At 64.4% G+C, this 20,873-nt stretch carries 25 protein-coding genes and 1 tRNA gene; 17 read left to right on the plus strand and 9 right to left on the minus strand.

All coding sequences use genetic code 11. The annotated features are described in order from the left end of the window. The first annotated feature begins 10 nt into the window (after positions 1-10). The gene (locus AC1MGT_RS19985; RefSeq protein WP_499501720.1) at positions 11-964 is read left to right on the plus strand and encodes a bile acid:sodium symporter family protein; all 954 of its coding nucleotides are present in this window, start codon (positions 11-13) and stop codon (positions 962-964) included. On the opposite strand, the gene AC1MGT_RS19990 is transcribed toward AC1MGT_RS19985, so the two are convergent. After that, positions 961-1,479 carry an arsinothricin resistance N-acetyltransferase ArsN1 family B gene (locus AC1MGT_RS19990; protein WP_499501721.1) on the minus strand — a complete coding sequence of 173 codons (519 nt, stop codon included), beginning with the start codon at positions 1,477-1,479 and terminating at the stop codon, positions 961-963. The two genes, AC1MGT_RS19985 and AC1MGT_RS19990, sit on opposite strands and share 4 nt — an antisense overlap. Before the next feature lie 158 nt (positions 1,480-1,637). Here AC1MGT_RS19990 and AC1MGT_RS19995 point away from each other — a divergent pair, with 158 nt between their 5' ends. From AC1MGT_RS19995 to AC1MGT_RS20010, 4 genes are read left to right on the plus strand one after another with little or no spacing between them, the layout of a single operon-like run. Beyond that, positions 1,638-3,143 (plus strand): DASS family sodium-coupled anion symporter, encoded by a 1,506-nt coding sequence (locus tag AC1MGT_RS19995; RefSeq protein ID WP_499501722.1) that lies wholly within the window; start codon positions 1,638-1,640, stop codon positions 3,141-3,143. Positions 3,144-3,168: 25 nt separating this feature from the next. Continuing rightward, entirely contained in the window at positions 3,169-4,131 is a 963-nt protein-coding gene (locus AC1MGT_RS20000; RefSeq protein ID WP_499501723.1) for a phosphate acetyltransferase, read from the plus strand. Next, complete coding sequence (locus AC1MGT_RS20005; RefSeq protein WP_499501724.1) at positions 4,131-5,345, plus strand: acetate/propionate family kinase; 1,215 nt, start codon at positions 4,131-4,133, stop codon at positions 5,343-5,345. The genes AC1MGT_RS20000 and AC1MGT_RS20005 overlap by 1 nt, the downstream gene beginning before the upstream one ends. Next, positions 5,342-5,629 carry an RNA recognition motif domain-containing protein gene (locus tag AC1MGT_RS20010; RefSeq protein ID WP_499501725.1) on the plus strand — a complete coding sequence of 96 codons (288 nt, stop codon included), beginning with the start codon at positions 5,342-5,344 and terminating at the stop codon, positions 5,627-5,629. Before AC1MGT_RS20005 ends, AC1MGT_RS20010 begins: the two co-directional genes overlap by 4 nt. 76 nt (positions 5,630-5,705) lie before the next feature. Here the strand turns inward: AC1MGT_RS20010 and AC1MGT_RS20015 are convergent, their stop codons facing one another. Together AC1MGT_RS20015 and AC1MGT_RS20020 are read right to left on the minus strand one after the other, a co-directional pair. Then, a complete protein-coding gene (locus tag AC1MGT_RS20015) occupies positions 5,706-6,392 on the minus strand; it encodes a hypothetical protein (RefSeq protein WP_499501726.1) in 687 nt (228 codons plus the stop codon). Between the two features lie 122 nt (positions 6,393-6,514). Continuing rightward, positions 6,515-7,420 (minus strand): LysR family transcriptional regulator, encoded by a 906-nt coding sequence (locus tag AC1MGT_RS20020; RefSeq protein ID WP_499501727.1) that lies wholly within the window; start codon positions 7,418-7,420, stop codon positions 6,515-6,517. Positions 7,421-7,527: 107 nt separating this feature from the next. Here AC1MGT_RS20020 and AC1MGT_RS20025 point away from each other — a divergent pair, with 107 nt between their 5' ends. The 3 genes from AC1MGT_RS20025 (at position 7,528) to AC1MGT_RS20035 (ending at position 9,691) form a co-directional block, all read left to right on the plus strand. Then, entirely contained in the window at positions 7,528-7,857 is a 330-nt protein-coding gene (locus AC1MGT_RS20025) for a nuclear transport factor 2 family protein (RefSeq protein ID WP_499501728.1), read from the plus strand. 116 nt (positions 7,858-7,973) lie between these two features. Then, positions 7,974-8,063, plus strand: a tRNA-Ser gene (locus AC1MGT_RS20030). A gap of 323 nt (positions 8,064-8,386) precedes the next feature. Continuing rightward, positions 8,387-9,691 (plus strand): cation:proton antiporter, encoded by a 1,305-nt coding sequence (locus AC1MGT_RS20035; RefSeq protein WP_499501729.1) that lies wholly within the window; start codon positions 8,387-8,389, stop codon positions 9,689-9,691. A gap of 7 nt (positions 9,692-9,698) precedes the next feature. Here the strand turns inward: AC1MGT_RS20035 and AC1MGT_RS20040 are convergent, their stop codons facing one another. Beyond that, positions 9,699-10,634 carry a methyltransferase gene (locus AC1MGT_RS20040; RefSeq protein ID WP_499501730.1) on the minus strand — a complete coding sequence of 312 codons (936 nt, stop codon included), beginning with the start codon at positions 10,632-10,634 and terminating at the stop codon, positions 9,699-9,701. Positions 10,635-10,798: 164 nt separating this feature from the next. Between AC1MGT_RS20040 and AC1MGT_RS20045 the strand changes: the two genes are divergently transcribed. The 5 genes from AC1MGT_RS20045 (at position 10,799) to AC1MGT_RS20065 (ending at position 15,831) form a co-directional block, all read left to right on the plus strand. Further along, positions 10,799-10,981 (plus strand): hypothetical protein, encoded by a 183-nt coding sequence (locus AC1MGT_RS20045; protein ID WP_499501731.1) that lies wholly within the window; start codon positions 10,799-10,801, stop codon positions 10,979-10,981. A 28-nt stretch (positions 10,982-11,009) separates the two neighbouring features. Beyond that, positions 11,010-11,891, plus strand: a complete 882-nt coding sequence (gene ypfJ, locus AC1MGT_RS20050) for a KPN_02809 family neutral zinc metallopeptidase (protein WP_499453054.1) — start codon at positions 11,010-11,012, stop codon at positions 11,889-11,891. Between the two features lie 185 nt (positions 11,892-12,076). Next, positions 12,077-13,261: a zinc-dependent alcohol dehydrogenase gene (locus AC1MGT_RS20055; protein ID WP_499501732.1), complete on the plus strand. Its 1,185-nt coding sequence runs from the start codon at positions 12,077-12,079 to the stop codon at positions 13,259-13,261. A gap of 43 nt (positions 13,262-13,304) precedes the next feature. Next, positions 13,305-13,898, plus strand: a complete 594-nt coding sequence (locus tag AC1MGT_RS20060; RefSeq protein ID WP_499501734.1) for a hypothetical protein — start codon at positions 13,305-13,307, stop codon at positions 13,896-13,898. 94 nt (positions 13,899-13,992) lie between these two features. Next, positions 13,993-15,831, plus strand: coding sequence for a M4 family metallopeptidase (locus AC1MGT_RS20065; RefSeq protein WP_499501735.1), 1,839 nt, complete (start codon positions 13,993-13,995; stop codon positions 15,829-15,831). Here AC1MGT_RS20065 and AC1MGT_RS20070 read toward each other — a convergent pair. Continuing rightward, positions 15,800-16,492 (minus strand): M23 family metallopeptidase, encoded by a 693-nt coding sequence (locus AC1MGT_RS20070; protein ID WP_499501736.1) that lies wholly within the window; start codon positions 16,490-16,492, stop codon positions 15,800-15,802. The genes AC1MGT_RS20065 and AC1MGT_RS20070 overlap by 32 nt on opposite strands. A 60-nt stretch (positions 16,493-16,552) precedes the next feature. After that, positions 16,553-17,584, minus strand: coding sequence for a L,D-transpeptidase family protein (locus AC1MGT_RS20075; protein ID WP_499501737.1), 1,032 nt, complete (start codon positions 17,582-17,584; stop codon positions 16,553-16,555). A gap of 114 nt (positions 17,585-17,698) precedes the next feature. Here AC1MGT_RS20075 and AC1MGT_RS20080 point away from each other — a divergent pair, with 114 nt between their 5' ends. Then, the gene (locus tag AC1MGT_RS20080) at positions 17,699-18,007 is read left to right on the plus strand and encodes a 2Fe-2S iron-sulfur cluster-binding protein (protein WP_499501738.1); all 309 of its coding nucleotides are present in this window, start codon (positions 17,699-17,701) and stop codon (positions 18,005-18,007) included. Positions 18,008-18,301: 294 nt separating this feature from the next. On the opposite strand, the gene AC1MGT_RS20085 is transcribed toward AC1MGT_RS20080, so the two are convergent. Then, the gene (locus AC1MGT_RS20085) at positions 18,302-19,204 is read right to left on the minus strand and encodes an alpha/beta hydrolase (RefSeq protein ID WP_499501739.1); all 903 of its coding nucleotides are present in this window, start codon (positions 19,202-19,204) and stop codon (positions 18,302-18,304) included. 159 nt (positions 19,205-19,363) lie between these two features. Between AC1MGT_RS20085 and AC1MGT_RS20090 the strand changes: the two genes are divergently transcribed. Beyond that, the gene (locus AC1MGT_RS20090; protein WP_499501740.1) at positions 19,364-19,558 is read left to right on the plus strand and encodes a hypothetical protein; all 195 of its coding nucleotides are present in this window, start codon (positions 19,364-19,366) and stop codon (positions 19,556-19,558) included. A 15-nt stretch (positions 19,559-19,573) separates the two neighbouring features. Here the strand turns inward: AC1MGT_RS20090 and AC1MGT_RS20095 are convergent, their stop codons facing one another. Next, entirely contained in the window at positions 19,574-19,774 is a 201-nt protein-coding gene (locus tag AC1MGT_RS20095) for a hypothetical protein (protein ID WP_332529988.1), read from the minus strand. A gap of 186 nt (positions 19,775-19,960) precedes the next feature. On the opposite strand from AC1MGT_RS20095, the gene AC1MGT_RS20100 reads away from it, so the two are divergent. Together AC1MGT_RS20100 and AC1MGT_RS20105 are read left to right on the plus strand one after the other, a co-directional pair. Next, on the plus strand, positions 19,961-20,098 hold the full coding sequence (locus tag AC1MGT_RS20100; RefSeq protein WP_332529989.1) for a hypothetical protein: 138 nt from the start codon (positions 19,961-19,963) through the stop codon (positions 20,096-20,098). Between the two features lie 59 nt (positions 20,099-20,157). After that, positions 20,158-20,529, plus strand: a complete 372-nt coding sequence (locus AC1MGT_RS20105) for a hypothetical protein (protein WP_332529990.1) — start codon at positions 20,158-20,160, stop codon at positions 20,527-20,529. Positions 20,530-20,637: 108 nt separating this feature from the next. Here AC1MGT_RS20105 and AC1MGT_RS20110 read toward each other — a convergent pair whose 3' ends face one another. Further along, complete coding sequence (locus tag AC1MGT_RS20110) at positions 20,638-20,859, minus strand: hypothetical protein (protein ID WP_499501741.1); 222 nt, start codon at positions 20,857-20,859, stop codon at positions 20,638-20,640. Positions 20,860-20,873 lie beyond the last annotated feature (14 nt).

Consider the following 20,873-nt stretch of genomic DNA (forward strand, 5'->3'; position numbering starts at 1 on the left):
GCCGGACCGAATGACCCTGATGCTGCTGGCCGTCGTGGCCGCAGCCAGCATCTTCCCGGCGCAGGGCGACGTCGCCGCCGTGCTGAAGGTCGTCACGATGGTGATGATCGGCGTGCTGTTCTTCCTGCACGGCGCCAAGCTGTCGCGCGCTGCGATCATTGCCGGTGCGACCCACTGGCGCCTGCACCTGCTGGTGCTGCTGTGCACCTTCGCGCTGTTCCCCGTGCTGGCGCTGCTGTTCAAGCCCGGCATCCTGCTGCTGCTGACGCCCGAGCTGTATCTCGGCATCCTGTTTCTGTGCCTGCTACCGTCGACCGTGCAGTCGTCGATCGCGTTCACGGCGGCGGCGCGCGGCAATGTGCCGGCTGCGGTCTGCAGCGCTTCAGTGTCGAGCCTGCTCGGCATCTTCCTCACGCCGTTGCTGGTGAGCGTGGCAATGCCGGCCTCGTCCGGCGCCGGCGCGTCGCTCGATTCGGTCCTGATGATCGTCTACCAGCTGTTGCTGCCATTCGTTGCGGGCCAGATCGCCCGGCGCTGGATCGGGGGCTGGGTCGATCGCCACAAGAGCCTGGTCAGGGGCGTGGACCAGGGCTCGATCCTGCTGGTGGTGTTTTCCGCGTTCAGTGCGGCTGTGGTGGAAGGGTTGTGGTCGCGCGTGCCGCCCGCCATGCTGGGCAACCTGATCCTGGTCTGCATCGTCCTGCTGGCCGTCGTCATGCTGGTGGTGACATGGCTGGCGCGGCGCTTCGGGTTTTCGAAGGCCGACGAAATCACCATCGTGTTTTGCGGCTCGAAGAAAAGCCTGGCCACCGGCATTCCGCTGGCCCACGTGCTGATTCCCGCCGCCAGCATCAGCATGGTGGTGCTGCCGCTGATGCTGTTCCACCAGATCCAGTTGATCGTCTGCGCGGTGATTGCGGGCCGCCACGCGCGGCGGCCGGTTGAGCCCGCCGAACCCGTCTAGCCTGGTGTCAGGCGCATCTGCCAGTAGCCGACATCGACCCACATCCCGAGCTTGAAGCCCACTTCTGAAAAGTGCGCGACCTTGGCAAAACCCAGGCGTTCGTGCAGCCGGACACTGCGCGCGTTCGGCTGCGCGATGCCGGCAATGACCGTGTGCAGGCCGCGCGTGCGCAATGCATCCAGCAAGCTGGCATACAGGCGCATGCCATGGCCCTGGCCGGCCAGGGCGGCATCGAGATAGATCGTACTCTCGACCGCGTGGCGATAGGCAGGCCGGGCGCGCCATTTGGTGGCGTAGGCATAGCCGATGATGACGTCGCCATCGGTCAGCACCAGCCACGGCAGGCCGCCGTCGATGACGTCGGCGATGCGCGCGGCCATGTCTGCAGCGGTTACCGGCGTTTCCTCGAACGAGATGGTCGTGCCATCGACGTAGTGGTTGTAGATGACGCAGATGCGGGCGGCGTCAAGCGGGCATGCGGGGCGGATCGTGGTCATCGTCGGGTGCAAGGCCATGTAAAGATGCATCATAGGACAAGCTGAGCCATAAGCCACGACCTGCGTGAATACCCGACCAAACCGCTCGATGATTGATGCGGTGCAATATATTCCTGTTACTATCAGACCAGTAGTCAATATTTTCGTTGGCTGGTCGGTTACGTAGAAGGAAGTTCATGCTGTTGCGCTTGCAGGCTGCATTTCGTTATTTCAATCAGGCCGTGCCGTTTCGCCTGATCCCTGCACTGGTTACCACTGCCGTACTGCTCACGCTGCTGGTCATTCCGCATCCCGCAGGCTTGACCGCTGGTGCATGGACGCTGGTGGCGATTTTTCTGACCACCATCGTCGCCATCATCCTGAAGGTCATGCCCATCGACGTCATGGCGCTGATGGCGATCGTGATCGTAGCGCTGTCGCAAGTGACGTCCGGGTCGTCGAAGGCCGCGATGGCCGATGCACTGAGCAGCTTTTCCAGCCCGCTCATCTGGCTGATCGTCGTTGCCGTGCTGATCTCGCGCGGCCTGAAAAAGACCGGCTTGGGCAACCGCATCGGGCTGAACTTCATCGCGCTGCTCGGCAAGCGCACGATCGGCATTGGCTACGGGCTGGCCGTCTGCGAGCTGGTGCTGGCGCCGTTCACGCCCAGTAATACCGCGCGCGGCGGCGGCATCGTCCACCCGATCATGAAGTCGATCGCCGCGTCATTCGATTCCGACCCGGTCAAGGGCACCGAGGGCAAGGTCGGCACGTACCTGGCGCTGGTCAACTACCACGCCAATCCCATCACCTCGACGATGTTCGTCACCGCCACCGCGCCCAATCCGCTGGTGGTGGACTTCGTCGCGCGTGCCAGTGGCCAGACATTTCAGCTGAGCTGGACCACGTGGGCGCTGTGCATGGTGCTGCCAGGCCTCGTGTGCCTGTTCCTGATGCCCCTGATTATTTACCTGCTGGCGCCACCAGAGCTCAAGCAGACGCCGGATGCGATCGGCTTCGCGCGGGCCGAGCTTGCGGGCATGGGGCCCTTGTCGGCCAGTGAACGCGTGATGCTCGGCACCTTCGGCCTGCTGCTGGTGCTGTGGGCGAACGTGCCGGCGATGATCTTTGGCAGCGCGTTCACGCTCGACCCGACTGTGGTCGCCTTTGTCGGCCTGTTCATCCTGATCATCACGGGCACGCTCGACTGGGACGATATCCTGTCCGAGAAAAGCGCGTGGGATACGCTGATCTGGTTCGGCGCGCTCGTCATGCTGGCCGAGCAGCTCAACAAGATGGGCGTGATTGCATGGGCGTCGAACGGCATGCGCGACGCGATTGTTGCCAGCGGCATGGGGTGGGGTGCCGCAGCGAGCGTGCTGGTGCTGGCCTTTGTGCTGTCGCACTACCTGTTCGCCAGCACCACGGCCCACATCAGCGCGATGATGTTCGCGTTTCTGTCGGTAGGCGCAGCGCTGGTGCCGGGCCAGTATCTCGTGCTGTTCCTGCTGATGATGACGGCGGCGTCGGGCATCATGATGACGCTGACTCACTACGCCACCGGCACCTCGCCCATCATCTTCGGCAGCGGGTATGTCACCATGGGCCTGTGGTGGAAAGTCGGCTTCATCATGTGCCTGTTCGAGCTGGCGGTGTTTGCCGTCGTCGGCGGCCTGTGGTGGAAGTTGCTCGGGTACTGGTGATGTACCCACGTTCAAGGAGAGATTGATGACCGCAGTCACGACCGCACATCCATACTATGACCGCCTGATCGAGGCCGGCCGTGCCAATGGCCCGGTGACGGTGGCGGTAGCGCACCCGTGCGACCGCTACGCACTTGAAGCGGCGCTCGACGCGGCCCGTATCGGCCTGATCACGCCGCTGCTGGTCGGGCCGGCGGCGCGCATTCACGCCGCGGCCGATGCTGCCGGCCTGGACATCGGCGCGCTGCGCCTGGTCGACACGGCGCACAGCCACGCGTCGGCCGCACGCGCCGTCGAACTGGTGCGCGAAGGGAAGGCTGCCGCGCTGATGAAAGGCAGCCTGCACACGGATGAACTGATGGGCGCCGTGGTCGCCGCCACGACCGGTTTGCGCACCGCGCGGCGCCTGAGCCACTGCTTCGTGATGGACGTGCCGGGGCGCAGCGAACCGCTCATCATCACCGACGCCGCCATCAACATCATCCCGACGCTGGCCGAAAAGCGCGACATCGTGCAGAACGCGATCGACCTGGCGCATGTGCTGCGCTTCGAGGGCGTGCGCGTGGCGATCCTGGCGGCGGTGGAAACGGTCAGCGACAAGATGCCATCGACGATCGACGCGGCGGCGCTGTGCAAGATGGCCGACCGTGGCCAGATCACCGGCGCGATCCTGGATGGCCCGCTGGCGATGGACAATGCGATCGACCCGCAGGCCGCCGCCGTCAAGGGGCTCGATTCGCCCGTGGCCGGGCGCGCCAACGTGCTCGTTGCGCCGGATCTGGAAGCGGGCAACATGCTGGCCAAGAGCCTGACCTTCATGGCCGGGGCGGCTGCGGCCGGCATCGTCCTCGGCGCGCGCGTGCCGCTGATCCTGACCAGCCGCGCCGATTCGGTCGCCGCGCGCCTGGCCTCGTGCGCCGTCGCCGTGCTGCTGGCGCGGCATCAGTTGGCCAGCGCCAGCGCCAATGCCAGCGTGGCGGGGCGCTGATGGCGACGCAGGACTGCATCGCGGTCATCAATGCCGGCTCGTCGAGCATCAAGTTTTCGCTGCATGCGCTGCCTGATCTGGCGCCGCTCTTCACGGGCAAGATCGACGGGCTGTATCGGGGCGCCGCGCGCTTCATCGCCCGCGATGCCGCTGGCGACACGGTGGGTGAACATGCCTGGACGGCGCCGCTCGACCACCAGGCCGGGATGGAATACCTGATCGATTTCGCCGAGGGCCACCTGGATGGCTACCGCGTATGCGCGGTCGGTCACCGTATCGTGCACGGCGGTGTCGACTTCAGCGGACCGGTCCAGCTGGACGATACCGTGCTCGACCGGCTGGCCAGCCTGATTCCGCTGGCGCCGCTGCATCTGCCGCACAACCTGGCGCCGGTACGCGCTTTGACCGCGCTGCGGCCTGGCCTGCTGCAGGTCGGCTGCTTCGACACCGCGTTCCATACGGCGCAGCCGGCGCTGGCACAGGCGTTCGCGCTGCCGCAGGCGATCACGGAACTGGGCATCCGCCGCTACGGCTTTCACGGGCTGTCCTACGAATACATCGCGGCCACGCTGCCGCTGTGCGATCCGGCGCTGGCCGGCGCGCGCGTGGTCGCCGCGCATTTGGGCAATGGCGCCAGCATGTGCGCGATGCACGGCGGGCGCAGCATGGCCAGCACGATGGGTTTCACGGCGGTCGATGGCCTGCCGATGGGCACGCGTTGCGGCGCGCTTGACCCGGGTGTGGTCATCTACCTGATCGAAGAACTGGGCATGACGGTGGAGAGCGTGCAGCGCATGATGTACAACGAGTCGGGCTTGCTGGGTGTGTCCGGCGTGTCGTCCGACATGCGCGTGCTGGAAGCGAGCAGCGACCCGCGCGCGCAACTGGCGATCGACTTGCTGGTGTACCGGATTGGCCGCGAATTGGGGTCGCTGGCGGCCAGCCTGAGCGGGCTGGATGCGCTGGTGTTCTCGGGCGGGATCGGCGAGAACAGCGCGCGGCTGCGCGCTGCGGTATGCCGTGATGCGGCCTGGCTCGGGGTCGAACTCGACCCGGCCGCCAATGCGGCGCCGCCCGCTGGCCCGGCCTGTATCAGCCTGGCGTCGAGCCGGGTCGCCGTCTGGCTGGTGCCCGCCAACGAAGAACTGATGATCGCGCGCCATACCTGCGACCTGCTCGATCCACCCTTGCCTGAATCTGGAGAACACCCATGAAAGTCATCCTGTCGGGCCTGCACGCCGATGCCTGCGAAAGCACCATCATCGACAGCTTCACCCCGTATTTTCACATCACGCAGGTGGACATGATCCGCGAAGGCTCGCCTGACAGTCCCTGGGCCGTGCTGCATATCGCCGACTCGTACGAGCATGCATGGGCGGCCTGCAACAGCCTGCGCGGCGTCTTCCACCGTGGCAAGCGCCTGAGCGTCTACATTCCGACCCACCAGCCCGACATCTATCACGAGTTCGCGCCGCACGAGCGCCTCGATATCGCTTGAGCGTGGCGACGCGGCGTCGCGCTCGACGCACAGCAATGCACGCACGCTGCACCCGCTCGGGTGACATCCGGCGTGTTCAAAAGCCCTGGTGACGCATCTGCGCCTGCACTGCGAATGCCAGCGGCGCCGCGGGCGGGTACACCTCGTCGTACAGCGCGCGTAGTTCGGCGGCCGCATCAGGATCGCACGTGGCGGCGTCCGATACGCAGCGGCCAGGCCCGTAGTCGGGGGCAGCCGGCGCATGCAGCACTGTCTCGGCGAGCGTGGCATCGTCGACCCGCGCCACGTGCGCGAGCACGGCATCGCGCTCGCTGACACCAGGACCGGCGGCGCCGCTGACAGCGACGAACAGCACCCGCATGGCGGGGTTGAACGTGCGCGCGCCGTTCAGGCGCGCCAGCAGCCGGTATTGCAGGTCGAGCTCGAGCGCGCCGCCCCGCACCGGCACCACCACCAGCCGGCTCTCCGCCAGCACGCAGCGGCAGCCGTCGGTATCACGCGTGCCGGCGTCGATCAGGATGTCGTCGAACAGCGGGCGCAGTGCGGCCAGACGCGTCCTCACCGCGCGGCTGCCCACCTGATGCGTTTCAATCCATGGCTGCACGCCGGCTTGGCTGCGTTCCTCGGACCAGTCGCTGTTGCCATTCCCGGCGGTGGTCATCAGGCACACGCGCCGGCCGCTTTGCGCGCGCAGAACCGCCAGGTTGCGCGCCACGACTGTGCGCTCCAGGCTGCTGTGTTGATTGACGATGGCGATGATCATGGGTGGGTTCCTGAACAGATTCGATCTGCCCAGCGTAGCGATGCGGCCCTAAAAATGGGGCAAAAGAGGTGGGTGCGCCCGTCAATGCCGTGTAAACGTGGCATTGAATGCCCTGCGGGCGATCAGGCGACGGCGTCGCGCAGCGCGGTGGCCATGTCGATGAGGGCGCGCAGCTTCGGCTGGCCCTGCGCTTTTGCGGCGAAGTACAGGTAGAGGCCTGACGTGTTCGGCACGAACGGTGCAAGCACACGTTCGAGCTGGCCATTGGCAAGGTCGTGTGCGATCTCGATGTCGGGCAAATAGGCCAGGCCCATGCCGGAGCGGGCAAAGTCGGCGATCAGGCCTGTGTCGTTGACGACGAGCGTGTGGCCGGTCTCGACGTGGAATGCGCCGCCATCGCGCGTGAACTGCCAGCGCGCGAGCAGCTTTGAGGTATGAAAGCGGTAGCGGATCGTCGCGTGGCGCACGAGGTCTTCCGGTATGCGCGGCCGGCCGGCATCGGCGAAGTAGGCGGGGGCGCCGACGACCGACCAGCGCAGCTCAGGCGTCAGGCGCACCGCGACCATGCCTTGCGCGACCGACTGGCCAAGACGGATGCCCGCGTCGTACCCCCGTTCCAGCAAATCGACTTCGCCGTCGTCGAGCGAGATATCGAGCGCCACGTCGGGATGCGCGCGCCGGAACTGCGGCGCCAGCGTCTTGAGCACCAGCGCACCCAATGCGCGCGGGACAGTGAGCCGCAGGGTGCCGGCCGGGCGGTCCCGAAAGCGCGCCAGGCTCGAAAAGGCGTCGTCGATCTGACACGTCGCCGCCAGCAGGTCGGCGTATAGCGTGCTGCCCGTCTCGGTCAGCATGACCCGGCGCGTGTTGCGCGTCAGTAGGATGACGCCGTGCTGCGCTTCGAGCAGTTTCACGGCCTTGCTGGCGGCGGCAGGTGTCACGCCGATGCGGATGGCAGCGGCCGTAAAACTCTTCATCTCGGCAACGGCGAGAAAGATGCGGATGGCGTCCAGGGAGGTGGTTTTCATCGCGACGATCATTAACTTGGAGTTGATAGTCTATCGGCTAACTGTGGGTATCGCGAGGTAATCAAGGCTGGCAGGATATGGACTCACATTCACCTTCAGGAGACATCATGACAATCCCCATGCCCGCCCCGGTCGCCGACTACTTCCTGCACGCGAATGCACACGATGCCGATGCGGTGGCAGCGTGCTTCAGCCAGGATGCCGAGGTACGCGACGAGGGGCACGCGTATCGCGGGCCCGACGCGATCCGCGCCTGGAAGCGCGCGACCAGCGCCCGCTACGGCGCGACAGCGCATCCGGTATCGTGCGAAGTGACGCCGCCAGGTTGTATCGTTCAGGCCGAGGTCACGGGAAACTTCCCCGGCAGCCCGGTACACATCGTCTTCGATTTCAGCCTCGACGGCCCGGCGATCATCGAATTGGCCATTCGCGCATGAGCGAACCAGCACGCCACCTCGTCGCCATTAAAAAAAGTTGCGGCTCATTACTTGCAAGGTTCGCCAGCCTGCCGGTATAATGCGGCCTCTCGCAGCGATGCGAGACGACCGAATCTGGAGAGGTGGCAGAGTGGTCGAATGTACCTGACTCGAAATCAGGCGTACGCGCGAGCGTACCGTGGGTTCGAATCCCACCCTCTCCGCCAAGTAGCAAAAAAAAAGCCACCGCAAGGTGGCTTTTTTCATTCGTACGGCACAGCCGGGGCACAGCCGGGGTCAGGTCTGACATTCGGACACGGCCTCATCCTTATCCAGTTCCAATCGTGTGTTGACCAGTACCGGCATGGTCCGGTCAGCTAGTTCCGACTACCCGATTGTCGAGGTCGTGTCCGAATGTCAGACCTGACCCTCGCTTTTCCTCGCTTTTCGTTCTGGCCCATATCGGGCACCAATCATTCCTGCCGGCTACACAACGGGCCTGTACAGACATTGTCCGTACAATCGCCCGATTCAAACTGCTGGCTATCCCATGTCGACAACTCACTGGTTTTTCCTGATCGGCATGCTGATGCTGGCGCGCGGGCTTGCGGCGTCTACCCTGGCGCGGTTGCCCGTCACGTCCGCGATCATCTATCTGGGCGTCGGACTCGTCCTCGGGCCTGCAGGCTTTCATGTGTTTTCATTCGATCCCATCGGCCAATCCCATTTGCTGGAAACGCTCACCGAGATCGCCGTGCTGGTGTCGCTGTTCTCGGCGGGCGTGAAGATGCCTGTGCCTATCCGCTGGCCGCGCTGGGTGCCGGCGCTGCGGCTTGCGTGGGTGTCGATGACTATCAGTGTCGCGCTCGTGGCTGCCTTCGCGTACTACATCCTCGGGCTGCCGGTCGGGGCCGGCATTCTGCTGGGCGCCATCCTGGCCCCGACCGATCCGGTGCTGGCCACCGATGTCCAGGTGCGCCATCCCGATGACCGCGACGAATTGCGCTTCACGCTGACCTGCGAAGCGGGGATGAACGATGGCTCCGCGTTTCCATTCGTGATGCTGGGTCTTGGCTTGCTGGGCGTGCATGAGCTTGGCGACTTTGGCCTGCACTGGTTTGCGGTGGAAGTCATCTGGGCCACGTTCGGGGCGATCCTGATCGGCGCCCTGGGCGGCTATGCGGTCGGGCGCCTGGGTTGGATGCTGCGGGGAAGGGAACCCAAGCACGAGGTACTCGACGACCTGGTCGGCCTGGGCCTGATCGCCGTCGTCTACGCAGTGACGGTGATGTGCATGGCGTGGGGCTTTCTGGCCGTGTTCGCGGCCGGCGTGGCGCTGCGCCATACCGAACTGACGGCGTCGGGCGCGCACAAGGATCGCCAGGGTCTGCTTGTGCCGGATGAGCCGGCTGTCAACCCGGCAGGGGAAGCCCAGGCGCCGCTGTCGGTCAGCTCGGAATCGCTGGTGTTCAAGGAGCACATCGAGCGCCTGTCCGAACTGACGCTGGTGCTGCTGCTGGGCGGCATGCTGGCGATCCAGACCTGGACCTGGCAGACGGTCTTGACGGCGCTGTTCCTGTTCGTGGTGGCGCGGCCGCTGAGCGTCTACCTGGGGCTCCTGGGCTGCGGGCGCTCGCCGCGCGTGACATCGATGATCGCCTGGTTCGGCGTGCGCGGTATCGGTTCGTTGTATTACCTGATGTATGCGATCAACCATGACTTGCCATCCGGCCTGGCAAGCCAGCTCAGTCAGATCACGATTGCCGTGATCATGCTCTCGATCCTGGTCCATGGCCTGAGCGTCAAACCGATTCTCGACCGCTTCTGGCGGCGGCGCAGGAACAATCCGGGCTAACCAGTTTTTAGCGCTTGCGCGCCTGCAGCCACACTGCGGCAATCCGCTCGACCTCTTCATACCCGGGCTCGCCGAGCTGCCCGCCGAAGATGTCGGGATCGAGTTCTTCGTACGACCACGATGCGCATTCTGCATCCAGGCGCGCGCGCAGGCTCTCAAGGAAATGGTCACTGTCCCCCGTGATCGCCACGCCCGTGTACAACAGCAGCAGCCCGCCGGAGCGCAGGCGCGGCAGGCCTTCTTCGACGATGCGGCGCGACAGCTCGGCGCCACGTTCACCGCCACCGTGGCGGTAGCGGCGAGCGTCCGGATCGAGAACGAACGGCGGATTCGACACGATCAGGTCGACCTCGCCCGCCACACCATTGAACAGATCGCTTTCACAGGCCGTGAACCTCGTCACGTCGTTCAGTTGTGCGTTCACCCGGGACAGCGCCAGCGCGGCCAGGTTGACATCGGCGCCGATCACGTCGGCAGCCGGGAAGGCACGCGCGATCGTCAGCGCGCCGGCACCACTGCCGCAGCCGACATCGATCGCGCGCATGGGCGCGGGGTCGGCCGACGCGAATGCGCGCCGCATGGCGCCGATGAAGCGGTAGGTGTCCGGCCCGAAGAACACCGCATCGTCGTCGTGCGTCGGAAAGGCGGAATGAAACAGCAGCAGGTCGTCCAGCGTCGAGGCGCGCACGGTCGAGCGCAGCGCGTCGCCTTCGCCGGCCAGGACGCCGGCATCCGCCATCAGTTCGATCATGCCGGGCGGCAGCACGGCGGGGGCAAACGGCCGGCTCCAGCCGAACACGTCGCGCAGATCGCGCGCCTGTTCGTTGCCGGGCCGGCCGTTGACGCGCCGGTGTGTCGACGGCGTGACCGTCATGAAGCGGTAACCGGCCTGGCGCAGGGTCGTGCCAAGGGTGAGCAGGGCAGTGGCTTGGATAGATGTCATGGCGCAAGCATCGCATGAATCGCGCGCATCGGCGCGCACGAACCGGGTCATATGCCAATTGAATTTGATGCATTATGTGATCACTCGAACATACCGGATGACGGCAACCAACCATACTCATCAACATAGTCAAACGACAACGATAACGAGAGAGAACACGCAAAATGAAAAGCTTCGACATGGACGACGTCCCGCGCGGCCGCATGGACCGCGAAATTGCCCGCGAACGCCGCGAGCGCGCGCTGAACGACGAGCAGCGTGCTGGCCTGGCGCCCGTCGACGACCTGCGCGGCAAGGATGCGCGCGAGCGTGCCGACACCTGCAACCTCAAGCGCAACAGCCGCTGAATCAAACACTGAAAGACTAGGAGAACGTATGCGTTGGGATGGTGACCGTGAAAGCAGCAATGTCGAAGACCGTCGGGGCGACAGTGGCGGGGGAGGTGGTGGTGGCTTCGGCATTGGCGGGCGCTCGATCGGCATCGGCACCATCGTCATCGCCCTGGTAGGTTCCTACTTTTTGGGCGTCTCGCCGGCCACGATCCTGAGCCTGCTGTCGGGTGGCGGCGCGCCGCAGGTCCAGCAATCGTCGCAGCCGCGCGCGGCGCCGGCTGACGACCGCGAAAGCAAGTTCGTGCGTACCACGCTGGCCTACACCGAAGACGCATGGACCCAGATCTTCACCGAACAGAATGCGCAGTACCAGCCGGCCAAACTCGTGCTGTTCGACGGCCGCACGAATACCTCGTGCGGTGTCGGCCAGAGTGCGACCGGGCCGTTCTACTGCCCGGCCGATGCGTCGGTGTACATCGACCTCGACTTCTTCCGCACGATGCAGCAGCGGTTCAATGCCGGCGGTGAGTTCGCCCAGGCGTATGTGATCGCGCACGAAGTCGGCCACCACGTCCAGAACCTGCTCGGGATTTCCGACAAAGTACACGCGGCCCAGCAGAACGCGTCGGAGAAGCAGGGCAATATCCTGTCGGTCAAGCTCGAACTGCAAGCCGACTGCTTCGCCGGTGTCTGGGCCAAGCGCACCGATCAGCGTGCGAAGATCCTGGAGCAGGGCGATGTGGAGGCCGCCCTGAACGCAGCCAGCGCGATCGGCGACGATGCGCTGCAAAAGCAGTCGCGCGGCGTGGTGGTCCCGGACTCATTTACGCACGGTACGTCGGCGCAGCGCGTCCGCTGGTTCGAACGTGGCCTTGAGAGTGGTGAAGTGGCCTCGTGCAATACTTTTGATGCCAAAAATCTATAAAAGGCGTGAGAAAGTTTCCTGTCGGGTATAAAGACGGACGTTAATTCGGGGTAAGTGCATAAAAATGCGTGTTCGTTACCGTGCGCGTATGGCAATTCTTGGCAACTTGACATAAGTTAGTGTTAGATCAGCACGCTATTCATCGCGCGCCGACATCACCTTACAGAACTTGCCAAGGAGTGCTTATGCTTGCCATGAATTACCGCGGGCCATACCGAGTCCGCGCCGACCAGAAGCCCGAGCCTGTCATTGAACACCCCGGTGACGCCATCGTGCGCGTCACCCGCGCCTGCATCTGCGGTTCCGACCTGCACTTGTACCACGGCCTTGTGCCCGATACCCGCGTGGGCCACACCTTTGGCCACGAATTCATCGGCATCGTCGAAGAAGTCGGGTCGGATGTCCACAAGCTCAAGGTGGGCGACAAGGTGCTGGTGCCCTTCAACGTCTTTTGCGGCTCCTGCTTCTTTTGCCAGCACGAGCTGTACGGCAATTGCCACAACACGAATGCACAATCGACCGCCGTGGGCGCGATCTACGGTTACTCGCACACGGCGGGCGGCTACGACGGCGGCCAGGCCGAGTACGTGCGCGTGCCGATGGCCGACGTCGGCCCGATGATCATCCCGGAAGACATCCACGACGATGACGCCGTGCTGCTCACCGACGCGCTGCCCACCGGTTACCAGGCCGCCGAAATGGGCGACATCAAGGAAGGCGACACGGTCGTCGTGTTTGGCGCGGGCCCGGTCGGCATCTTTGCTGCCAAGTCGGCCTGGCTGATGGGCGCGGGCCGCGTGATCGTCGTCGACGAGATCGAATACCGCCTCGAATTCGTCAAGAACTACGCGCAGTGCGAAGTGGTCAACTTCAAGGAAGTGCGCGACATGGCGCTGCACATCAAGAAGATGACCGACTGGATGGGCGCTGACGTCTGCATTGACGCGGTCGGCTGCGAAGCGGCCGGCAACACGATGCAGACCATCACGGGCGTCTACACGATGATGCAGGCGGGGGCGGCGACCGTGCTGCACTGGTGCATCAACTCGGTGCGCAAGGGCGGCAATGTGTCGATCGTTGGCGTGTATGGGCCGACCTTCAATGCGGTCCCGATCGGCAATGCGCTGAACAAAGGTTTGACGCTGCGCATGAACCAGGCCAGCGTGCGCCGCCATTTGCCGCGTTTGATCGAGCACATCCGCGCTGGCCGCATCGACCCGAAAGCCATCATCACGCACCGCGTGCCGCTGGAAGAGGTGTCGGATGCGTATCACATCTTCTCGAGCAAGCTCGATAACTGCATCAAGACGATCCTGATTCCGCCGCGCGCGAACGAAGTACGCGCCGTCAAGGCCAGCATCGCAGCGTAACCGGCATGCAGATCACGAATGCAGACCACCATAAGGACACATTATGCAGACACGTAACGACATCGTGAGCGCCAACGACCAGCACGACGGCGATCACGCGCCAGGCGAACACGACAACGATGGCCACGTTGGCCACGTCCACGGTGCGATTGCACCGCGCCGGCCCACCCGCGCGCAACTGGCACACATCCAGGGCTGGGGCGCCGACCTCGACCGCAAGGACCGGCCTGGCGTGCCAATGGAACGCACGCCGCCGCGCTTCATCAACGTCCCGGACGGCGATCCTGCACCGCAGGACGAGCGCGTCGAGGTGCTCGTCTCCACCGAGCGTCCGGGCCGCACGCCGCTGTTCGGCACGGTCCAGCCGCCATCCGGCCTCTCTGGCATGATCCGGCGCCAGGCCTTCAAGCTGACCGAAAACGACGTGCGTCACTGGCTGCTGTTGCTGGTGGCAGACCGCGTCAACATGGTCGAGGGCATTGGCGAGGATCTTGCCAGCGGCAAGATTCCGAACGTGCTGGCCGAGATGGGCATCAAGGCCGAGTTCCAGCACAACAAGGCGGGCCTGGCGAAGAAGGTTGCGCTGGGTGTGGCTGTTGTTGGGACAGCGGTGTATCTGATGAAGCGCCGTAGGTAGGGGACATTGTTCTCAAGCAAATACTCGTTTATTTGCACGTCCATCATGGTCGATGACCGGCGCCACCTGGCCCGGCATACCGGATGGAGCCGAGATGATTCCTCAACCGTTGTTCAGGGCAGTTCTGCTGGGTGCCGCCATCGCGCTGGCGCCCGGCGTCCACGGCGCGCCGATGATGAGCCCGCCACAGAAGTTGGACACGCAGGCGCAGACGCAGGTCCTAGTCCAGCTGACGGCGCGCCGGCCGGCCATCGGCCTTGATGCCGATCACGGGTACCGCGTCGTTGCACAGCACCCCGGCGTGCAGGGCACGCACGTGGTGCGCGCGGCGCATCTGTACAAGGGCGTGCGCATCTTTGGCTCCGAATCCGTGGTCGTGCTCGATGCGCGCCAGCAGATCGTGTCCGAGAGCGCCTCGCCCCGCCGCCTGCAGTTGGGGCGCGGCGCAGCCGGTGCACTGAGTCCCGTCACCACCGGCTTCGACACCATGCCGGTCGTCAAGCGCAAGGCGGCCATCAACGCCGCCATCAAGGGCGGTCCATCCCGCGCCGTCAACGTCAAGCTGCCCACCGCCGAACTGGTGATCTATCCCGTGATGCGCGACGAGCGCGCACCTGGCGCCGTCGCCAAACCGGATAGCGAACTCAATGCGCTTGACCTGGTCGAAACGGTCGACCGCTACGCGCTCGCCTGGCATGTGCGCGTGCGCATGCGCAGCGGCGAGCAGCCGATCTTCTATGACGTCATCGTCGATGCGCGCACGGGCGCCGTCATCGATCGCTGGAACGCGCTGCAAACAGTGGAAGGCGTTGGTCGCAGCCAGTACAGCGGCAACGTGCCGCTCAGTACGTCATTTGATGGCAACATGTACCAACTGCTCGACCCCCAGCGCGGCAAGGGCGGCACGTTCGGTGCGATGGCAATCACCAACGCCAACCACGCTACCACCAGCGGGCGCGTCTACACCAACAGCAGCAACACCTGGGGCGACGGCAAGCAGTTCGTCGAGGGTGGCAGCACGACAGGCGCCAATGGTCAGACCGCGGCCGTCAACGCCATGTGGGGCCTGATGAATACCTATGACCTGCACCTGAACGTGCTGGGCTGGCGCGCGCTCGACGGCCAGGACACGGCCTCGCACATCGCCGTGCATGTCAACCGCGGCTATGACAATGCCTACTACAGCAACACCTGCCATTGCATGTTCATCGGCGACGGCACGTTCTTCACCAACCTGGCGGCGATCGACGTGGTCGGTCACGAAATGGGGCACGGCATCACGGCCGCCACATCGAACCTGGTCTACACGGGCGAGTCGGGCGGGCTGAACGAATCGAGTTCGGACATCGCGGGCGAAGTCGTCGAAGCGTACGCGCGTGCCGGCGGCAAGGGGGAAGTCGTGCCCGAACTAGGCAATGACTGGATGCTGGGCAGCGAGATCGCCCGCGACGGCAAGCCGCTGCGCTGGATGATCAAGCCGAGCAAGGATGGCAACAGCCGCGACGCCTGGAGTACAAGCCTGAAACGACTGGACGTGCACTACAGCAGCGGCCCGAACAACCGGATGTTTTATTTCCTGGCGCGCGGTTCAGCGGCCGACAAGACGAACGATGCATGGAGCAGCTACCTGAAGCGGCGCCCGGTGGCGATGACGGGCATTGGCATCGACAAGGCATTCCGGATCTGGTTCCGTGCGAACACGACCAAGTTCACGGCCAGCACCAATTACGCCGATGCGCGGGCGAAGATGATCGAGTCGGCGGGGGAGTTGTACGGAACGGGCAGCCGCGAAGTCGTCGCGGTCACGCGCGCCTATGCAGCAATCAATGTCGGGGCCGACATCGACGAACTGGCGACCGCGTCCGTTGCCGGGCCGGCCGCCGCAGTGCTCACCTCAGAAATTACTGATCGCTCATCAGTGGAAACGGATTGAGCGGCGTGCCTTTCCACCATTGCTTTTCTGGCGTCAGGGCGACGACGGCGAAGTGCAGGTGCGGTGCGTTCGGATCGGAATTGCCGGTTACGCCGACATAACCGATCAACGTGCCGCGCTTGACTTCCATGCCTTCGGCGATGCCGTCGGCGTAGCGGTCCAGGTGGGCGTAGTAGTACGCGAACTGGCCGGTTGGATCGAACTGGTACACAGTCAGGCCGCCCGGCTTGCTGTGAAACAGCTTGGCGACCTTGCCGTCAGCCACGGCGACGACGGGCGTGCCGGTCGGGGCCATGATATCGAGCGCCTCGTGCTGGCGCTGCTCACCGCGCGGCTGGTAGAAGGTATCGGTCAGCTGGGCCGACTTGATGCCCTGGACCGGCACCAGCAGCTTGCCCGGCATGCTCATCGGGGCGGCAGAACCTGCCGCAGCAGTGGCGTCAGGCGTCGGGCGCAGTGGCAGATCGGCATCTTCCAGGTTCGGCACCACGACCGGCGCCGGCGGCAACTGGCCCTCGATCTGGGATGCCGGAATGCCGGGTGCTGCCGGCACCGTTGCTGCAACTTCTGGCGCCGGCTTGTCAGGCACGTCCTGCAATGCCACGAACAGGATCGCAGCGCCGACCAGCACGCCGAGGACAAACGTGATCAACCATTTCATCTTGTTCTCCGTGCGGCGCCACGGGCGCCGCTTGTCTACAGCATCTGCCTGGATTGCTGCTTATTTTTCGAGGACGACTTCGGTGCCAGCGGTCACGGCAGCGCCCACTTCGGCGGCGCTCCAGTTGGTCAGGCGGATGCAGCCATGCGATTCGGTCTTGCCCACGTGGCCCGGCACTGGCGTGCCGTGGATGCCGTAGTGCGGCTTGGACAGGTCGATCCACATCACGCCGACCGGGTTGTTCGGGCCTGGCTTGACGGGGGTTGCCTTGTCGCCCGGCTTGGCGTCCCAGAACAGTTTCGGGTTGTAGTTGTAGACCGGATTGGCGTGCACGCCTTCGATTTTCCAGGTGCCGATCGGCAGCGGATCGCGGCTGCTACCGGTCGAGGCCGGATACTGGGCCAGCAGGCGACCCGATGCGTCATACAGTTGCAGCGTCTTGGCGCCATCGCGCACGACGACCTTGGTGGCCTGCGCCAGTGGTTCCTTGCCGCTCACGTTCGGCACCATGATGCGTTCGCCCGCGCGGGTAAAGGTCTTGCCAGGATTGAGGCGCTGCAGCAGTTCCGGGCTGGCGTGGAATTTTTCGCCCAGGCCTTCGAGCACGTTGGCGTAGCCCAGCTGGGCCAGCTTGGCCTTTTCCATCATCGTGTCGGGCACCGGCTGGAACGGGCCTTCGACGTCTTCCGGAATCAGCGCGTATTCGGCCAGCGTGGGCGTGGTGTCGGTGGCGAGGGCATTCCAGGTCGCATCATCGAGCTTGCCGGTGACCGGCAGCTTGCGCACGGCCTGGAACGTATTCAGGGCCTGGCGCATGTTCGAGCCGTAGGCACCGTCCAGTTCACCCGGGGATAGGTAAATGCGTTCGAGCAGCACCTGCGCGCGCAGCAGTTTTTCAAATTCTGCCTGCTCGGCGATGGCCGGATCCTGCACAGCGCCGGGCGCAGCGGTTACCGCCGTCGACATCGTCGTGTTCTGGGCTGTCGTCGCCGGTTGGGCGGCTGGTGGCAGCGGGGCAGGCTGTTGCGCGATGGCATGGGTCAGCGTGCCTCCAAGGGCGGCGATCAGGGTCAGGGCGGTTATCTTGTTCATGCGGTCTCCGGGTTTGCTTCTGGAAAACTGTAGAGTAGTGAAATCCATCCTCCGGGTCTGTGCGTCAGCGTACTCACAACAGGTCAACTGTTTCATTGGGGCTACAATTGCACTATGGATCAGCCTGTTTACACTGTTATTGTCATGCCACTGGGCGCCCGTGTCGCCGTTGGCGCGTCCACGACCTTGCTGCATGCGCTCGAGGCCGCCGGCATCGAGCTGCCCAGCTCATGTCGCAACGGAACCTGCCGCACATGTCTGTGCCGCTTACGCGCCGGCAAGGTGGCGTATACGGTCGAGTGGCCGGGCCTGTCGGTCGATGAGCGGCAGGGCGGCGACATATTGCCCTGCGTGGCGCTGGCACGCGACGACCTGGTGCTGGACGTCCCGCTGGCGCGGCGCGTCGCTACCGGGCGGGATTAGCATAGTGGTACTATCCGCATGATGCCCGACGCGCTGTCCGGCACGTTCTCATGACATCCGCAGCAACCACCATGAATGGAGCACCACCATGAGCAAAAGTCAGGATGCAAAGAAGACGACCAAGAAAGAACCGGCCAAGACCATGAAGGAAAAGAAGGAAGCCAAGAAGGTCAAGAAAGAAGAAAAGTCGCGCCAGCAGTAAAGACCGCAGTAAACCAGCAGTAAAGCACACGCAATAAGCTCAGCCTGACCCTGCATCACCGCGTCGCCTCCCGGCGACGCGTACCGCCTGTCCTACGGCGTTTCTGTAGAGAGGCCCAGCGCCCCCTCGATCACGTTCAGCACCGTCGGCCACGCCGGCGAACTCGTTGCCACCTCATCGTAATGGCTGGCCTCCGGCAGGATCACCACGTCCGCCACATCCCCCAGCTTGGCTGCGCGCGCCGCGTAGTCGTGCGCCACGCGCGGCGGCGAAATCGTGTCGAGCGCCCCCGTCACGAGCCACGTGCGGCTGCCATTGGGCATCAGGTCGGCGGCATTGGTATCGACCAATACGTCGGGCCGCGCAGCGCTCGGCGTGCCGGCCAGTTGCGCGAGATCGCGGTCGCAGCTCGACTTGATCAGCGCCGCTTCGTGGCGCAGGTCGGCCAGGCCGCCCAGGCTCACGATACGGTCGATCTTGAGTGGATTGGCATGGTGCAGCGGGCTGCCGGCCGGTATCCGCGCGCGGCCCGCGATCCATTGCACCAGCTGGCCGCCGGCCGAGTGGCCGACGGCGACGATGCGTTCGAGGTCGAGCTTGTGCGCGGGCGCATGCGCTGCCAGCAGGTCGAGCGCGGCGTGCATGTCGAGGTACATGCCAGGGTAGCCACCACCCGGTTCATCGATGCGCCGGTATTCGACGTTCCAGACCGCAATCCCGCGTGCGGCCAGCGCGCCGGCCATATTACGAAACTGGGTAATGCCGCCGAACTTGCTGTTCCAGCAGCCACCGTGCACCAGCACCGCCACGGGGAACGGGCCGGCGCCGGGCGGCACGAACAGTTCCGCGTATTGGGACGGCGCGGGGCCATAGGCAAGTTTGGTGGTCGGGGCAGGGCCGCGCAGGGCCAGGTAGTCGTCGAGTTTCATCGGGGCGGCGTGGGCGCTCGAGGCGGCGCCAAGCGCGAGGGCAAACAGCAGGCTGGAAAAGCGCATGGCGGGGCGGTGGGAGTGGTGAAAACATCACTATAGCCGAGTCGCCACGCCGCAGCAGCATGCGGCAATGGCAAGCGGCCATTGCGGGGCAATCGTACGGCCCCGGGGTGACAGCCATGCTAGTCTGCCCATGACTCCATCACTTACCGAAAGGCGACCATGAACCAATTCCATGCCAACGACGCCTCGCGCGAACCGATCATTCTGCATGCGCACACGACACCCGATCCGGATGCGCCGAACGACCCACTGGCGCCGCCGCCACAGCCACCGGTGCCGGACGACGTGCCTGATCCCGTCAATGCCCCGGTTGAAGAGCCGAGCATGCCAGAACCACCGATCCGGGCCCACTAAATTAACATGAGCTGATCAAGCGCCGGGTTTCTGGCGCTGACCTTCCTTGTCTTCTTGCTTGTCATCGCTGCCTGCCGGCGGCAGTCCCGGGATCTCGCGAATCATTTGTTCGGTGTCGTGCTGACCAGGCGAGCGTTCGCCGCTGCCAATGTCGGCTTCATCGAAAATGGCACGATCCTTGTTTTCGGGATCGACGTTGTTTGGTGTGTCATTCATGCTGGGCTCCAATAGCGTTATCAATGTTGTACGATCCTAACAGCCCCGGTGCTGTCATGTCGCGCGCCAGACCGTCGTGAAAACTGTTGCTTTTTCGTCCGTCTACAGAGCACGTGTGCTTCCTGTCACAGAACCGCAACAATGCGGTTTCTATAATATCGATGACATCAAAAACAGGAGGAGATCATGGGCTCGACGTTGTACAACAAGATTTATCTGGGCCGCAGCTCGCTGCTGGGCTCGCGTAACGTGCAGCTGGCGCTCGTGCTGGGCGTACTGGCCAGCGCCGGCCTGGGTTGGCTGATTCTGCGTTCGCTGCGCTGAAGGTTGCCCCGGCGCGCTGCGACGCGTACCATGCGCCCTTTGGTCAACGAAACGCGGTAATGAAAAACGAAAAGCTCACGACGGACGAATACGACGCACTCGACATGGTGCGGCGCGGCGGTAAACAAGAGATGGCCAGCGCCTGTGTCGGGCGCAATTCGAAGCGCCTGTGTGGCATCAAGCTGATGTCATATGGTCGTGACAAGCGGCTGACGCTGACCGACAAGGGTGAAGAAGTGCTGTTCCTGCGCCGCTGCGTGACGGGCCTGCGCGCGCTCGCGGCAGATCCGCAGGTGGCGCTCGACGAAGATGTCCTGCGCTTCCTGAACCGCAAGTCGCATATCGTGCCGCTCGAAGGCGGCGGCCATGGCCTGAGCGACAAGGGCCGCGAATCGCTGGCCGATATCGCCCTGAGCGAAGAGCGCCGCTGATCGCGCCGGCCGTCCATTGCGGACGGCCGCTGTATTGCCTCTCAGCTATTTACCTCTCAGCTATTTTCTGAGTCTTCAGCTGCAGCCGGGCTGCAGCATTGCGCGTGTTTAGTGCGCGCGGCGGCGGGCTGGATACACCAGCGCCCGCACCGCAACTTCGGCCGGTACGTTCATCGTTGCGAGAAATTCCGCTGCGCGCTGCAGGCCGAGGGTCGGAATCGATGCGATCGCCTGGTTGACCAGATCGGACGTGCGGCCATCGACGCGCTGGTGGCGGGTCGTGGTCGTATTCGGTGTCATGGCCATGTCGGGCATGTCATTCATGTTCATTATGGTGTCCAGGT

The organism is Telluria sp. BA11 (genome assembly GCF_056680305.1).